We start from the raw sequence: 13,998 nt of genomic DNA on the forward strand, positions 1-13,998 counted from the left end.
TGCCATCGAATACCTTCACCAAAACCCCGTTGCCAGGATTGAACCCAAAGCATCTACGGGACAGCCTGATCGCATAAGGTCGTAGCTATGGGCTTGAGGCGCCTCCACGCTTTTCAGTCGCATGGCTTATGAAGCGCACTACCCGACCGGTGCCCACTTCAAGTTATTCACGCCGAAAACCGAGATGGCACTTGGCGACTTGCTGATCAAGGCCGCCAACAAGATCGCCTCTCTACCCCACGGCCCATACGATCGCTTCAAGGCGCGCCTGGCCGAGAAGGCCGAGTCAGCCTAATGCCGAGAACCGGGTCGCCCAAGCCTCTTTAACCATGAACCAGATAATGAATTGCGCCCAAAATACGAGCCAGATAATGGCAGCTCCTGCGAGGAGCCAATAGGCTGGAACGGCCGATGGCCACTTAGACCTGAGTACTCGGTGTCCCATGGCAAATAACTGCACGACTACCACCAGCACGCCAATAGAAACAAGCGCCCCTACTACGCTGGACATACCACCAAATAGTACGGTCATAAAAGTCGTGTCTTTTGTAGACTTATCCAGCCAAACAAGTGATACGCCAGTAATGGAGGCAACAGAGCTCACAACACTGAGGTGCTCTGTCCATTTCATATCTTTCATATCCGCTCCTTAGAAATTAGCGGCGGATAGTCGCATAACCAAATCAAAAAGCCACTAGCCGCTTTAGCGGCAAGGACGAAGTCATGCCTGAAGAAACTGTTTTGATCCAGCCGCTACCAGTTGAGCGCGACGCAAACGGCTACTGGACCCACCCGGCCTGGCCATCCACCGAAGACGAGTTGATCCCATACGCCTGGTTTGACTCGCGCGGCCTGGAAGTACGCGAACTGGCTTTCGAATACGACGCGTCAGAAGAGGTCCAGGCGTCTTGGCTTGCTGAAGGTATCGCCGACTGTGCAGCCTGGAACCCCTCCAATCCTCCTGGCGAAGGCTGGTTCATCTTCTCGATTCACGATACCGACGACGGCCCCATGTGCGTTTGGGTGCGCAAGCGGGTGAGGCCATGACCCTACGCCAGCGCATCACCACATACATGAGCGGCGTTGGCGGCTCCCGGGATAACTGGTTCTGCACCTGGTGGTTCCGCTTCCACATCGAGCCGTTCACTACCAAGCAAATCCGCCGCGAACTGGAGCAGATGAAGCGCGAAGGCCTGGTCGAGTCGGACCACAGCCAGAGCAACAACACCAAGTGGCGGCTCACCAAATACAAACCCGATGGGGTGACGCCATGATCGCCACCCTCTGGTTCACCTACGTCTTCATCTACAAGGGGCCGAGGCCATGAGCGACGTACCCATTGAGCCGCAGGACTACGTGTACGGCGTGAAGGTCGTGCAGATCGAAGACTTGCGTGTTGCCCGGGGTATGACGCGACGGCCGACCAGCTCCTGCCAGCACAAGAAACTGGTGTACGACGAGAAAGAGCGCCGCGTCTGGTGCAGCGATTGCGAATCCGAGGTCGAGCCCTTCGACGCATTCGTTGGCATTGTCGGGGTTTTCAGTGGCGGCATGAATTCCCTGAAGCGGCGGCAGCGTGAATTGGCAGAGGCCGAAACTTTCCAGATACGTAGCCGCGCCGCGAAGGTAATGGACGAGGCCTGGCGCAGCACGAAGATGGCACCGCTCTGCCCCCACTGCATGACTGCGATTCTCCCCGAAGACGTTGCCGGCGGAGTAGCAAGCACATCGAAAGCGCTGGTCATCGCGGCCCGGAAGCGAAAGTCCGAAGCGAAAACCTAACCCCAATCCCCCTACATACCTTCAGCTATCTGAGGCGGTGACAGTGGCCTATCCAGCGCTGAATCAGGCGAGTTCAGGAAGGACTCCCACGCTTCAAAAGCTTGACGATGACGCAACGTTGCCGCTTCCCAATTGACGCCCCGAACTTCTCTTGAAGAAACCAGCATCATCATTTTGGTGGTCGAGGCATCAAGCTCAATAAGTAGTTGATGAGACCTAAGCCTGAAATCGTCAATTCCGCACATGTGTTGGACCTATGAGGGGCCTCAACGGAAATGCCGTGTGTTGTACCCGCCTATTCAGATGACAACCACACGCATAGAAAGATCCACCCATATGAGTGCTATTTGAGTTGACTATCTACCCAGCGTTCAGCCGCTGACATTGCTTCGTCCAGGGCGGCTGGATAATCGGTCCATGGCCCTGCCAACTCAGCCGCGACTTCACCCATTCCATGTGTGTCCACAGGCTCGATGATTTTTGCGGAGGCAGGCACCTGGTCGTTAGGTCTTTTCCAGACGAACTTGAGGAATACCGTGTGACCTCGGTACTCATGAGCAATCGGCACATCGAGGTTGTGTGACACGCGTCCTCCCACAGTCGCAACGAATTGGACACCTGTTTTACACCCATCCCAAGGGCTCAGAAATCCCGGCAAAACGCTATTACTCCATACCCCAATGGCCATCGCAGAGCGGTGCGCCGACTTCTGTCGCCCAGCGCGGCAAGGACACCACATGTTCGCAATAAAACTCACCCTCATACTACTGGGCGCTTTGCTGTACCTGTAGTCGGTAGCGGCTGCTGGTTCTTCTGGATCGCTCCTCGCCTTCTGGCGGACGGCGAAACGGCCGACATCCTCTACGCCTTCGCCGGCACCTGCGGCTGGATGCTGATCACCTTCGGCCTGGTCATTCACATCATCAAGACAGCGCGGCCCACGGCGGCCGGCGGGAGGTAGTTATGGACGGAATTCACTTCCTGTCGCATGAAGAGGTTTGCACGCTAACCGGCGCGAAAACGAAAGCCGGCCAAGTGCAGGTTCTCAAAAGAAACGGCATTCGCCACACCATCAAACGCAGCGGGTGGCCTTGCGTCATCGCATCGGCACTCACCGGTGAAGCTACCGGTGTAATAGAAAAGCCGAAATGGCAACCGCGGCTGGTGGGGTAAATGGGACGCAAACCAACCCGGCCGGGGAGTATTCCCCGGCTACGCGAAAGGAAGCGCGGCGACACGACGTATTACCTTTACGACACAGGCGGGACGCCACGCAAAGAAATACCATTGGGCAAGGACTATGGTCTGGCAATTTTGGAGTATGCAAAGCTTGAAAAGAGCCGCGTATCCCAGGCCATGGCGCAGGACGTACTGACTTTCGCCTATGTCGCTGAAAAATACATGCTGGAAGTTGTTCCAACAAAAGCGCCGGCGACGCAGAAAGACAACGCCAGAGAGCTTAAGCAGTTACTTGCCTTTTTCAATGACCCACCTGCCCCACTGGAAGCTATTGAGCCCCAGCACGTTGCCCAGTACTTGAGACATCGAGGAAAGACCGCACCTGTTCGTGCAAATCGCGAGAAAGCGTTGCTCAGCTCGATCTGGAACTTCGCCAGGACCAGCGGCTACACGTCCTTGGCCAATCCCTGCGCCGGTGTTAAAGGCAATAAGGAAAGCGGACGTGACATCTACGTCGAAGATGAAATGCTCGCGATGGTGTATTTGCACGCAGACCAGCCACTAAAAGACGCGCTCGATTTGTTCTACCTGACAGGTCAGCGTATCGCTGACACCCTCAAAATGGATGAGCGCGATATCAGGGAAGATCGCCTGGCTGTGCAGCAAGGAAAAACCAAAGCCAAGCGACGAATTGAGATCGTTGGGGAGTTGAAGGTTGTTATCGACCGAATACTGGCCAGGAAAGACAGTCATAAAATCCGGTCCAGCAAACTCATTGTTATGGACAACGGGCAGCCCATGACCAGCAGTATGTTACGGGGGAGATTTGATGCTGCGAGAGAAGCTGCCGGCGTAAAAAAGGCAGACTTTCAGATGCGGGACCTGCGCGCAAAGGCTGGTACCGATAAGGCGGAATCAAGCGGGGATATTCTGCAAGCCAGAGATCAGCTTGGGCACACAACCGTGGTGATGACAGAGAACTACATCCGCAAACGCATCGGCAAAAAAGTTACGCCGACGAAGTGAATTGCGGAAAGGAGAAGAATATTGCGGAAAAAAACAAAGAGCCAGCCAAGTCCTAAAACCCCGCAAACCCTTGAATATGATGGTGCCCGAAGCCGGAATCGAACCGGCACGCCCTTACGAGCGGGGGATTTTAAGTCCCATGCGTCTACCAGTTTCGCCATTCGGGCGGTAGCGCTATACAGCGTGCCAAGCAGCTTCTAAAGCCGTTGAGCGTTGCAGCAGGCTAGGGAATATATAGATCCAGCCCCCTCGATGCAAGGTCGGGGGCGGCCTTTTTCAAACAAACAAGCTGCACCCCGGCAAACAAAAAAGCTCGCCAGATCAGTGATCTACAGATTTAGTCGGCGGTAGCGGGCAATGGCGAGGCGCACCGGTTCGCCACGTCCGGCACTCGCCCCCAGGCGCACTACGAAAAATAAGTCATCACCGCAATAACCACCGAAACCCAAACCAGGGTCATCAAAAACGACAGCGCAGCCAACGTTTTGCCCATTTGCCTACTCGCCCCGATGAAAATTGCTTCAGTGAGTCGCCCTTATACCGTCCCCGGGTGCTCCGTGGCGCTATCCCGCGCCGCGTGAGAATAGCCAAACCTGGCACGTTCTGCCTAAGCAAACTCAACCAGCCCGCAAGGCCGCCAGTTTCAGCCCGAAGCCGATCAGGAAGACGCCCGCCAACTTCTGCAGCCCTTGGGAGACCTTGGCGTTGGCGCGCAGTTTCGCCGCGAAAAAGCCGGTCAGCGTCACTACGATCAGGCCATACAGCAAGGTCAACGTCGCCACCGTGGCGCCCATCAAGGCGAACGTCTGAAGGCCAGGGTTGGCCGCCGGGTCGATGAACAACGGGAAAAAAGCCATGTAGAACACGATGGTTTTCGGGTTGAGCAGCGCGATGGTTGCGCCCTGACGCAGGTAGTGCCGCGGCTTGATGTCGAGGATCGGTGCCGCGCCAGGCTTGGCGAACAGCAAGCTGGCACCCAGCCACATCAGGTACGCCGCCCCCAGCCATTGCACGGCATGAAACGCTACCGGGTGGGTCTGCAGAATCGCCGCCACGCCGGCCACCGCCAGCCACATCAGTACCTGGTCGCCGAGGATCACGCCAAAGGTCGCCGCCATACCGGCGCGGAATCCGCCCTTGCCCGTCGACGTAATCAGCGCCAAGTTTCCCGGGCCCGGAATCAGCAACAGGATGATAAAAGCGAGCACAAACGAGCCGTAATCAGTCACACCCAACATGGGATTACCTCAATGGAAAAATGAACGGGATAGGCCCGCACCCTCTTTCATAACGCCACTGAGCCGCTGTTTATTCCCTGATACCCGAAAATCGCCCTCCCCGGCTTTACAGCTCCTGCGGCTCCCGGAGCCATCTGATACGCTTTTTTCTTGTGCATCTGCCCCTGTATCGAAATTCGCCCAGCCCTGACAATACTCCCACTCCCGACACGCCCGTGGAGCCCGACAGGAAACGTCCTGCCGGCCCGTTCATTTCGGAGGCCTTATGGCTAAGATGGCATTTTTCCTGTTCGGTTTTCTTGCACTGACCATCGCGATTGGTCTGCTTGCCACCATCTCACCGGTCTAGGGTTCACCGTCAGCGTACTCAGCGAAACGTAACCATCTCAAAGTCCGCTGACGTTCCCGACGACTGCCTTGCCAGTTCACTGATCGCTATCGTGCGTACCTGTGCCCCTTCGTTCCACGGGTTGGTGTAGCTCAGCATGCCCGTCGCCGGGTTGATCTGGATGATCGCAAAGGCGTGCCCGTCGCCTCTGGACCAATCCCCATTGCGCGCCGGCTTGCCGCCGAACACCACCGCCGCCTGGCTGCCCACGGCACTGGCGCTTTTCAGCAGGAAATCGGTGATGCCCTGGGGGGTGTTTTCGGCATCGGCCAGGCGCTGGTGATCGCCGTATTGGCCCGCCAGCAGTTCCATGACTTTATTGGTGGGCAATGCGCCCTTGGCCGGGTCGAGCTTGAAGTACTGGAACATCGCGCCAACCACTGCAGCGGCAGGCGGATCTCCCTTGCCGTATTGGTCCAGGTCGCCCGCCTGTAAATGGTAGACCGTGGCGGGGTCGCCCGGCAGGCTGACATTGAAGCTGCCATCGGCGTTCCTGGTAACGCCCTTGTGCAGGATCGCCGCCCCCGTGCGCGTATTGGCGAACGCCCTGACTACCGAGATGCCGACGCAATCACCTTCGCTGGTCTGATTCAGATGGGTGCCGACCGGCTCTGCGATCAACGCCCCGCCCAGCGTTGGCTTCCACGGACCGGCGTCGATCACGCTGCCCTTGGCATCGCGGCGCAGTGCATTGATGCTGCCATCGGCGCTGTAGCTGCCGTCACTCAGGGACACGACGATGTTTTTTACATCAGTGCGCAGGTTCTCCCGGGCGCCGCCGTCCCGCTTCATCGCGTCCTGAAACGCCTGTGCTGCAACGATGATGCGCTGGCGTGTGGCGTCGTCCGGTCGGGCGCCACGGCTTTGGTCCAGGGCCTGGAGCAGTTGATGGTAGGTGGTTTCAATAGCGCGAATGCCAACCTGGGGAGCGGCAACGGCTGTGCCGGCAGACGCCATCGCGAGGGTAAACGTGAGGAACGAAAAACGCAGGTGTTTCTGATAACGACCAGGGATTGGGAGCACGGTCGGGCATCTCGGATAAGGAAGTTTGGAAGCGATACGTCGAACCAACCTCCCGTTCAATCGCTTCGTGCCGCAACATCCCGTAGCAGGCCTGAAAACAACGGCGAGCATGCAATAAGCCGCCAAAAAGCGTCAATGGCGGCCTGTGGCTATGCCCGGCAGTGCTTCAGCTGGCAAAAAACATCGGATACAACGACAGCACCAACAACCCCGCCATGGACCAATTGAACACCCTCAACCAGCGTGGCTCGCGCAGCACATTGCGCAAGCCGCTGCCGCACCCGGCCCATACACAGACGCTGGGCAGGTTCACCAGGGCAAACACCGCTGCAATCAACAGCACGTTGGTGACATAACCCTCGGCCGGCGTGTAGGTGGTGATCGCGCCCAACGCCATGACCCAGGCCTTGGGGTTGACCCACTGGAACGCTGCCGCACCGAGAAAGGTCATGGGTTTGCGCTTGTCATCGGTGTCATCGGACATCGCGCTGGAGGTCGCAATCTTCCAGGCCAGGTACAGCAAATACGCGGCCCCTACATAACGCAATACGGTATAGGCCCAAGGCAGCGCCTTGAACACTTCGCCCAGCCCCAGCCCCACGGCGATCACCAACAACATGAAGCCAATACTGATGCCCAGTGCATGGGGAATCGAACGGACAAAACCGAAGTTCACCCCGGACGCCAACAACATCGTGTTATTGGGACCGGGCGTGATCGAGGAAACGAAGGCGAACAGCGCAAAGGCTGACAACAGGCTTGAAGACATGAACATGGCGCGACATCCAAACGAAATACGGTGGCCACGACACTAGAACGTTGCACCGGTGTGCGCCCCGTACAGCTACGGGGAGATACAGGCATACACTTTTTGTCAGGCCTGAGCGTTCAAAAACTCCCGATAGCGCGCCACCGTTTGCGCTGTTTGCTCGACCATCGGCAAGTGGCCCACACCGTCCATACATTCCAGCCGGGCATGGGCAATGCCGTGGGTCCACGTTTGCGCACTGGCGATTGGCGCCATCCGGTCCTCGCGGCCCCACAGCAATAGCGTGGGAACCTGCACATCCTTGAGCCAGGGTTCCAGTCGCGGGCTGCCGGAAAAATCCGAGAAAATTTCCGCAAGCGCATCGCGTCGCTCGATATAGGCCTGTGCTTCAGCGGCCAGCAGCACTTCCGGTATCCACGGCGCAGATGCCATGGTCATCGAGAAAAACCGGTCGAATTGTGCCCGCGAGTGAATCAGGAAAGGGTTGTCGCCCTGGTTCACCAACTCTTCCACTTCATTGGGCTGGGGCAAGAGCACGCCGACCGGGCCGATCAACGCCAGTGACACCACACGCTCGGGGTGATGTGCGGCCAGCCAGGTGGCGACATAACCGCCCATTGAGCTGCCGACCACATGGACGGCATCGATCCGGCAAGCATCCAACAGTTCGATCAACCTCTGCGCCTGGGCCGCGATGCTGTAGTCCGCGCCGTGCTCGAAACGGTTTTTGCCATGCCCGGCAAGGTCAGGGATGACAACGCGATAGTCCGCCGTGAAGTGCCGGGCAAAGCCGAACCACACGCCTTTGTCGGCGCTGAAACCGTGGATCAATAGCAGCGGCGGCGAGCTGACAGGGCCACCTTGATAGGTTGCCAGAGTCATACGCTGAATGGACACCAGCACCTCTTTCAGCCGGGCGCGCCTGGCCTCCACCGTCGCAATGAGCGCAAACAACAGGTTCCCGACCCGTGGGTAGGTCCACCACACCCACACTGCAGCCACCACCAGCAAGACGGCGATCACGAGCATCAAGGCTTCTCCGGACATGGAAACGACATACACGATTCCAGACTGCGTACGACGAGAAGAATTACAGCATGCCTATGAATACCATCCAACAAACGGTCGATGGTTCGTGTTTCGTCGACCGGTGACTGGCCCGGCGCCGTTAACTGTCGGACAGCGAGGAAGTGATTTGCGCAATCGCGTCCTGATCCATCCCGTCCAGCGTGCGATAGTGGTTGATGATCAACGTTTCCTTGTCGCTCAAGTCGTCCTGGCTAATGACCGCCCGCTCCCCCGTCAGCACGTAAAGCACGTCTACGCCCTTGCCCCGGATGGCGATCAGGTAATCGGACTTGGGCATCCGCGCGCCACTTTCATAGTGCACCTGGGCATTGGCGGCGACACCGCCAATCGCACCGAATTCCTGCTGGGAGAGCCCGAGAGCCTTGCGTTCTTCTTTCAGGCGGGCGCCGAGCCGATCGTCCATGGTGGGTACCTCAATAAGCGTGTTTAACACCCACCATACGCTTATGTGCAGGAGCAGGGTCCATTCATTCGGATAGGAGCCTATTGCGCACGCATGCAAGCGAACCTGTGCGGCAGGTCATCGGCCTTTCCGAGCGGTACGCCGTTATGTTGAAGGATGTTAAGGGCCTGCGGAGTATTGAGCCTTGCATCGCCCCGCCTCATTCCTCAGGATAGCGCTCTTCATCTCAACACCGGCAAAAGGCTACTGCATGAAGCTGTTGCGTAAATGGCGTGAACATCAAGAGCGCAAGGCACTGCGCGCACTCCCCCAACTTGAGCGTGCTACGCAAAAGTTGCGCAATCGCTACCCGAAGTACACGTTTGGTGTTGGTACCTACGGCGACTTGAAGGTTCACGACTGGAATGAAGGCACCACACTACGCGTAGGCGCTTATACGTCCATTGCCGGCAACGTCGAAGTGTTTCTAGGCGGCCATCATCGTACCGACTGGCTGAGTTGCTACCCCTTCCCCGCCAAGATCGAGGAAGTTGCGCACATCACTGACTTCGGCGGCAGCAAAGGTGACGTGGTCATTGGTAATGATTGCTGGATAAGCTCGCAGGCGATCATCCTGTCGGGCGTGACCATTGGTGACGGAGCCGTGGTTGCCGCAGGGGCCGTAGTGACCAGGGACGTTGCGCCTTACGCCATCGTGGGTGGCAACCCGGCCAAGCCTATCCGCTGGCGGTTTGATGAGCCTACCCGGTTGATCCTTGAGCAATCGGCCTGGTGGCACTGGCCGGTTGCAGAAGTACGTGAAGTGGCGCACCTGCTGTGCAGCACTGACATCAAGCCCTTTGTCGAGTATTTGAAGCAGAGGGCCACCGAGGCGAAATAACCATGACGCTCCATGAAGAAAACCCATCGGCAGCCACTGTACGTCAGCCCCCACGAGGGTTCTGGCGCTGGCTGCCCCTTGGGGGCTTGATGGGTTTTATCGCGGTTACATCAGTGATTTTGCTGGGTGCGCAGCCGCCCGAATGGATGTTCGTGGCGCTTAACGTTGGCTGGGCGCTTGTTGCGTTGACGTTGCTGGCAAAGCTTTCGGGTGTGTGAGGCGCCAGGTGAACCAGCAAGGATCGCTCGGTGCAGTGCCTCATCAGCGCCCTACAAACAACGTGAAACAACGCACATTTATGGAATTCCAATATTGAAGGTCAAAAATTGACCAAATAATATCGGGCTCCACCCGGGCGCTCACTTCTATACGGATATTGTTCTGCGCCTGCTCGGGCTCCGACACGTGCGCAGGCAATCAAACATTGAGGTTTGCCATGCGTCTTTCCACACTCGCGCCAGCCGCCGCCCTGTTCAGCCTGCTCACCCTGCCCGTCCATGCCGCCGATCTGTCTGCCCTCACGGGAGCCCTGTCGTCTGCCTTGGGTGGCGCCAGTAACAGCAACACCAACACCGTCAACGCCAATACCGCCTCCTGCCAGCAACAGGTCCGTGATCTGCAGGCCAATATCAATGCGGCCAATGCCAAGGGCGACACCTTGCGCGCGACGGCCTTTCAGGCGGCGCTGACACAAACCAACAAAAGCTGCAGCAACAGCACCTACAACACCCAGGCGCAAGTGAACACCAACCCCCAACACCAGCAAAACGTGAACAAGGCAGCGGATGCGATCAACGCCATTGGCGGCCTGTTCAAATAAGGTGGAATGCCCGGTGAGAAAGGCCTGCGATCGCGGGCCTTTTATTCGCCTATCGAAACGTCGCGGTGTGTAAGACTTCGTCTGGTGAAGTCATGTCGACCACCAATGCACAGGGCATTTAAGACAGATCAAACTTGGGAAGCGCCTGCGCCGCCTGAGCCAAGCGCTGCGTGGCGATGCGGATTTCCTCCTGGTTGAGCGAGGCGAATCCCAGGCGCAGGGCATTCTCTGGGTGATCAAAGGGTGAAAACAGCCGACCACCGCGCACCACCACGTCCAGCTCCAGCGCTTTTTCAGCCAGTTGATCGACGTCGATTGAGTCGGCGAACCTTACCCACAGCGCCAGCCCGCCTTCCGGTTCCTGCACGGAGATCTGCTCGCCAAAAGCCTCCAGCAGGCAATCGAGCAGGGTTTCCCGACGCCGACGGTATTCTTTGGAAACCCGACGCAGATGCTTCTTCAGCTCGCCATTGTTGATCAAGTCCGCGAGCATCCGTTGCATGACTGCATCACCCTGCCCCAGGCTCACCGCCGCCTTGCGCTCGAGCACTTCGATGACATTCGATGGCGCAACGATGTAGCTGCAACGGAAGGTGCTGCCTAGGGATTTGGACAGCGAACCGATGTAGATCACATGACGCTGCGCGCTGTCGCTGGCCAGAGGCAAATAGGGCCGTCCGGCAAAGTGGTACTCGTGGTCGTAGTCTTCCTCGATGATGCAGAAGTCATGCTGCCGGGCCAATTCCAGAAGTTGCTGCCGACGCCCGGCACGCAGGCTGACGGTGGTCGGAAACTGGTGATGGGGGGTGACATACATCATCCGCACGTCGTGCATCCGGCACAGCTCGGCGAGTTGATCGACCCGGCAACCTTCGTCGTCCAGGTCCACGGTGACCAGTTGCGCGCCCAACTGGCGGAAAATCTCCCAGGCAGGCGGGTAACTCAGGCGTTCGACCACCACCACATCACCGGGTTTGATCAGCACGCTGGCCGCCAGGTACAGCGACATCTGGACACCTTGGGTCAGGCAAATCTGGTCCGCTGCGACCATCAGGCCGCGATTATGGCGCAACATTTCGGCGAGGGCGTTGCGCAGGTATTGACCGCTGCCCTCGCTGCCATGGCGCACCGTGTTGGTAGTAAAGCTGTAGCGCAAGGCATTACGGTAGTAGCGGTGCAGGACGGCTTGCGGCAGTAAGCGATGGTCACAGGCGCCATTGTCGAAGAACAGCGCGCCCGGCCGCTGTTGCAGCGCAGTCACCTGCTCGCCCGGCGTGAAATAGACCGCCGCCGGCGTCTCCCGCAGCGCCAGGGCAAATGCCTTTGGTGCGCGGGGGGCAGCCACCGTGCCTGTCGCCAGCTGCGTACTGACGAACGTGCCACGCCGCTGAATGCTGACCAGCCAGCCCTTGGTCACGCCCTCCTCGTAGGCCAGGATCACCGTCTTGCGGTTGACGTCCAACAGCTGCGCCATTTCCCGCGTGCCGGGCAACAGCGTTCCGGGGCGCAGGCGGCCCTCGGCAATCGCGCTCACCAGGCCCTCAATGATTTTTCGATACGACGCCTGCGACTGCGCCCCGTCGAGCTTGAGCAGAGGGCGCCATTTGCGAAGCTGGACCATGTGAATTATCCAAAACTGGAGGTTCTTATGGTCCTAGTCTACCGCAATAATCGAACCTCAATTGCCCCGAGGTATTTATGCATAACCGCCATGTCGTTGAATTGTTGCCCTCGGGCAGGTCCTTCGAAGCCGCCGATCAATTGCTGCTCGACGCCATGCTGGCCAGCGGTCTCGCCGTGCCCTTTTCCTGCCGGCGCGGCGCCTGCGGGTCGTGCAAGGTCAAGGTGGTGTCAGGCGAGTATCGAGAAAAGATGCGCACACCAGACACCCCGGCGCCCTCCTACCCGCTCGCGGCTGACGAGATGTTGCTGTGCCAGAGCCATGCCTGCAGCGACATGCGCCTGGAAATTCCCGGATGGTCATTGGACACGCCCGCGCTGGAAGTCAGCGCACAGGTGATCGGCAAGCGCGCACTGAGCGGCGATATCGTCGAGCTGGTGTTGCAGACGGCCCAGCCACTGGAAGTGCGGCCCGGCCAGTACCTCAGGTTTCGCCTCGACGATGGCGACAGCCGCTGTTTCTCCGTGGCCAATTTGCCCGCGCAGGAGCACGGCCGGCTGGTGTTTCATATTCGCCAGGTCAGCGGCGGCCTGTTTTCCGAACGCATCCTGTCGACCCTGCAAGCGGGCGATGCGTTGAAACTCGAAGGCCCCGTGGGCGCCTGCACCTGGCAACACGAAGATGAGCGCCCTGTGGTGCTGTTCGCGACCGGCACCGGCTATGCCGGCGTCAAACCCTTGTTGCTGACAGCCCTGGCCCGCCAAGCCGAGGTCACCCTGTACTGGGGTAACTCGGCACCGGCGGACTTCTACGACGCCGAGTTTCTCGAATGGGCCAGCGAGGCCCATCCACGCTTTCACTGGCATCGAGTCCAGGCGGCAGACGCCCGCGTGCAACAGGTCGCACTGGCACAGCCCCATAACTGGGCCGATAGCCAAATCTATGCCTGCGGCAATAGCACGATGATCAACCAGGTCCGCGAAACCTGCCTGGCAGCGGGTGCGCAGGCGCATCGGTTTGTCGCCGAAGCCTTCGTCCCCAGCGGTGCGTCGACCCAGGCGTCGTCACTCAAGACGCTGGACCCGGTGCTGGAAAAAGTCGGCCCGCGCTACTCGCTTGACGGCATGCTCGCGGCCCGCGAGCAAACGGTGAGAGCCCTGGCCGCCATCGCCGACCAATTGAAAGTCGGCATGACCACTGCGCAAGCGCTGCAAATGGCCAGCCAGACATTGCAGGACATGGGCGCGTCTCACACCTGGCACCCCACCTATATACGTTTTGGCGACGACACCGTCCGTACCCCGCGCCAGGGCGTCGACCTGCTACGCGAGCTGCGTGCCACCGATATCGCCGTGGTCGACCTGGGCCCGGTGTGGGACGGCTATGAAGGCGACTATGGCGACACCTTCGTGTTCGGCGAGCACCCGCTGCATGACGCATGCGTGAAGGCACTGCACCAAGTGTTCGACGAAACCCGCGACGCCTGGCACCGCGGGCTGACCGGACGCGAGCTCTATGACTTCGCCGAGCACAGTGCCCTCTCCAAAGGCTGGCGCCTTGAACGCAACCTGGCCGGGCACCGCATCGCCGACTTCCCGCATGCGCTGTTCGGGCAGGACAAGTTGGCTGAAGTGGAGATCGTACCGAGCGAGATGGTTTGGGTGCTGGAGATACAGCTGTGCCATCCCACACTGCCGATCGGGGCGTTCTTCGAGGACATCCTGATTGGTGAGGCCAACCGGGCCTAGTCGGGGCGGCGGTTGATAGCCTGAAACCGCGC

16 protein-coding genes, 1 tRNA gene and 1 pseudogene are annotated in these 13,998 nt (G+C 58.9%); 10 read left to right on the forward strand and 8 right to left on the reverse strand.

Features of this window, described 5'->3' with window-relative positions; all coding sequences use genetic code 11:
• Positions 1-121: 121 nt before the first annotated feature.
• Entirely contained in the window at positions 122-295 is a 174-nt protein-coding gene (locus JFV30_RS14405) for a hypothetical protein (protein ID WP_201124388.1), read from the forward strand.
• Here the strand turns inward: JFV30_RS14405 and JFV30_RS14410 are convergent.
• Positions 287-640, reverse strand: coding sequence for a hypothetical protein (locus tag JFV30_RS14410; RefSeq protein WP_201124389.1), 354 nt, complete (start codon positions 638-640; stop codon positions 287-289). The two genes, JFV30_RS14405 and JFV30_RS14410, sit on opposite strands and share 9 nt — an antisense overlap.
• Before the next feature lie 83 nt (positions 641-723).
• Here JFV30_RS14410 and JFV30_RS14415 point away from each other — a divergent pair, with 83 nt between their 5' ends.
• The 6 genes and pseudogenes from JFV30_RS14415 (at position 724) to JFV30_RS14435 (ending at position 3,987) form a co-directional block, all read left to right on the forward strand.
• Positions 724-1,047: a hypothetical protein gene (locus tag JFV30_RS14415; protein WP_201124390.1), complete on the forward strand. Its 324-nt coding sequence runs from the start codon at positions 724-726 to the stop codon at positions 1,045-1,047.
• Positions 1,044-1,274 (forward strand): hypothetical protein, encoded by a 231-nt coding sequence (locus JFV30_RS14420; RefSeq protein WP_201124391.1) that lies wholly within the window; start codon positions 1,044-1,046, stop codon positions 1,272-1,274. The genes JFV30_RS14415 and JFV30_RS14420 overlap by 4 nt, the downstream gene beginning before the upstream one ends.
• A gap of 49 nt (positions 1,275-1,323) precedes the next feature.
• A complete protein-coding gene (locus JFV30_RS14425) occupies positions 1,324-1,782 on the forward strand; it encodes a hypothetical protein (protein WP_201124392.1) in 459 nt (152 codons plus the stop codon).
• A gap of 737 nt (positions 1,783-2,519) precedes the next feature.
• Positions 2,520-2,743, forward strand: a pseudogene (locus tag JFV30_RS33225) (hypothetical protein).
• A 2-nt stretch (positions 2,744-2,745) separates the two neighbouring features.
• Positions 2,746-2,955, forward strand: a complete 210-nt coding sequence (locus JFV30_RS14430; protein WP_177117075.1) for a DUF4224 domain-containing protein — start codon at positions 2,746-2,748, stop codon at positions 2,953-2,955.
• A complete protein-coding gene (locus JFV30_RS14435) occupies positions 2,956-3,987 on the forward strand; it encodes a site-specific integrase (RefSeq protein WP_102368912.1) in 1,032 nt (343 codons plus the stop codon).
• A gap of 80 nt (positions 3,988-4,067) precedes the next feature.
• Here the strand turns inward: JFV30_RS14435 and JFV30_RS14440 are convergent.
• The 6 genes from JFV30_RS14440 to JFV30_RS14465 form a co-directional block, all read right to left on the reverse strand.
• Positions 4,068-4,154, reverse strand: a tRNA-Leu gene (locus JFV30_RS14440).
• 450 nt (positions 4,155-4,604) lie between these two features.
• Positions 4,605-5,225 (reverse strand): LysE family transporter, encoded by a 621-nt coding sequence (locus JFV30_RS14445; RefSeq protein ID WP_201124393.1) that lies wholly within the window; start codon positions 5,223-5,225, stop codon positions 4,605-4,607.
• Between the two features lie 367 nt (positions 5,226-5,592).
• Positions 5,593-6,636 carry a hypothetical protein gene (locus JFV30_RS14450; protein ID WP_342215117.1) on the reverse strand — a complete coding sequence of 348 codons (1,044 nt, stop codon included), beginning with the start codon at positions 6,634-6,636 and terminating at the stop codon, positions 5,593-5,595.
• A 166-nt stretch (positions 6,637-6,802) separates the two neighbouring features.
• On the reverse strand, positions 6,803-7,411 hold the full coding sequence (locus tag JFV30_RS14455; RefSeq protein ID WP_201124394.1) for a LysE family translocator: 609 nt from the start codon (positions 7,409-7,411) through the stop codon (positions 6,803-6,805).
• A 99-nt stretch (positions 7,412-7,510) separates the two neighbouring features.
• Positions 7,511-8,434, reverse strand: a complete 924-nt coding sequence (locus JFV30_RS14460) for an alpha/beta fold hydrolase (RefSeq protein ID WP_201124395.1) — start codon at positions 8,432-8,434, stop codon at positions 7,511-7,513.
• Between the two features lie 139 nt (positions 8,435-8,573).
• Positions 8,574-8,897: a helix-turn-helix domain-containing protein gene (locus JFV30_RS14465; RefSeq protein ID WP_201124396.1), complete on the reverse strand. Its 324-nt coding sequence runs from the start codon at positions 8,895-8,897 to the stop codon at positions 8,574-8,576.
• A gap of 250 nt (positions 8,898-9,147) precedes the next feature.
• On the opposite strand from JFV30_RS14465, the gene JFV30_RS14470 reads away from it, so the two are divergent.
• Positions 9,148-9,777: a CatB-related O-acetyltransferase gene (locus tag JFV30_RS14470; protein ID WP_201124397.1), complete on the forward strand. Its 630-nt coding sequence runs from the start codon at positions 9,148-9,150 to the stop codon at positions 9,775-9,777.
• 436 nt (positions 9,778-10,213) lie between these two features.
• The gene (locus JFV30_RS14475; protein WP_201124398.1) at positions 10,214-10,597 is read left to right on the forward strand and encodes a DUF1090 family protein; all 384 of its coding nucleotides are present in this window, start codon (positions 10,214-10,216) and stop codon (positions 10,595-10,597) included.
• 118 nt (positions 10,598-10,715) lie between these two features.
• On the opposite strand, the gene pdxR is transcribed toward JFV30_RS14475, so the two are convergent.
• Positions 10,716-12,218: a MocR-like pyridoxine biosynthesis transcription factor PdxR gene (gene pdxR / locus JFV30_RS14480; RefSeq protein WP_201124399.1), complete on the reverse strand. Its 1,503-nt coding sequence runs from the start codon at positions 12,216-12,218 to the stop codon at positions 10,716-10,718.
• Positions 12,219-12,295: 77 nt separating this feature from the next.
• On the opposite strand from pdxR, the gene JFV30_RS14485 reads away from it, so the two are divergent.
• Positions 12,296-13,966: a M24 family metallopeptidase gene (locus tag JFV30_RS14485; RefSeq protein ID WP_201124400.1), complete on the forward strand. Its 1,671-nt coding sequence runs from the start codon at positions 12,296-12,298 to the stop codon at positions 13,964-13,966.
• Positions 13,967-13,998: the final 32 nt, after the last annotated feature.

Origin of the sequence: Pseudomonas sp. TH32, from assembly GCF_016650855.1 — a bacterium.
Classification (GTDB): domain Bacteria; phylum Pseudomonadota; class Gammaproteobacteria; order Pseudomonadales; family Pseudomonadaceae; genus Aquipseudomonas.

Excerpts from the sequence above, each read along its gene's own strand:
- JFV30_RS14405 (WP_201124388.1), top strand. The coding sequence starts at position 122 with ATGGCTTATGAAGCGCACTACCCGACCGGTGCCCACTTCAAGTTATTC.
- JFV30_RS14410 (WP_201124389.1), bottom strand. The coding sequence starts at position 640 with ATGAAAGATATGAAATGGACAGAGCACCTCAGTGTTGTGAGCTCTGTT.
- JFV30_RS14415 (WP_201124390.1), top strand. The coding sequence starts at position 724 with ATGCCTGAAGAAACTGTTTTGATCCAGCCGCTACCAGTTGAGCGCGAC.
- JFV30_RS14420 (WP_201124391.1), top strand. The coding sequence starts at position 1,044 with ATGACCCTACGCCAGCGCATCACCACATACATGAGCGGCGTTGGCGGC.
- JFV30_RS14425 (WP_201124392.1), top strand. The coding sequence starts at position 1,324 with ATGAGCGACGTACCCATTGAGCCGCAGGACTACGTGTACGGCGTGAAG.
- JFV30_RS14430 (WP_177117075.1), top strand. The coding sequence starts at position 2,746 with ATGGACGGAATTCACTTCCTGTCGCATGAAGAGGTTTGCACGCTAACC.
- JFV30_RS14435 (WP_102368912.1), top strand. The coding sequence starts at position 2,956 with ATGGGACGCAAACCAACCCGGCCGGGGAGTATTCCCCGGCTACGCGAA.
- JFV30_RS14445 (WP_201124393.1), bottom strand. The coding sequence starts at position 5,225 with ATGTTGGGTGTGACTGATTACGGCTCGTTTGTGCTCGCTTTTATCATC.
- JFV30_RS14455 (WP_201124394.1), bottom strand. The coding sequence starts at position 7,411 with ATGTTCATGTCTTCAAGCCTGTTGTCAGCCTTTGCGCTGTTCGCCTTC.
- JFV30_RS14460 (WP_201124395.1), bottom strand. The coding sequence starts at position 8,434 with ATGCTCGTGATCGCCGTCTTGCTGGTGGTGGCTGCAGTGTGGGTGTGG.
- JFV30_RS14465 (WP_201124396.1), bottom strand. The coding sequence starts at position 8,897 with ATGGACGATCGGCTCGGCGCCCGCCTGAAAGAAGAACGCAAGGCTCTC.
- JFV30_RS14470 (WP_201124397.1), top strand. The coding sequence starts at position 9,148 with ATGAAGCTGTTGCGTAAATGGCGTGAACATCAAGAGCGCAAGGCACTG.
- JFV30_RS14475 (WP_201124398.1), top strand. The coding sequence starts at position 10,214 with ATGCGTCTTTCCACACTCGCGCCAGCCGCCGCCCTGTTCAGCCTGCTC.
- pdxR (WP_201124399.1), bottom strand. The coding sequence starts at position 12,218 with ATGGTCCAGCTTCGCAAATGGCGCCCTCTGCTCAAGCTCGACGGGGCG.
- JFV30_RS14485 (WP_201124400.1), top strand. The coding sequence starts at position 12,296 with ATGCATAACCGCCATGTCGTTGAATTGTTGCCCTCGGGCAGGTCCTTC.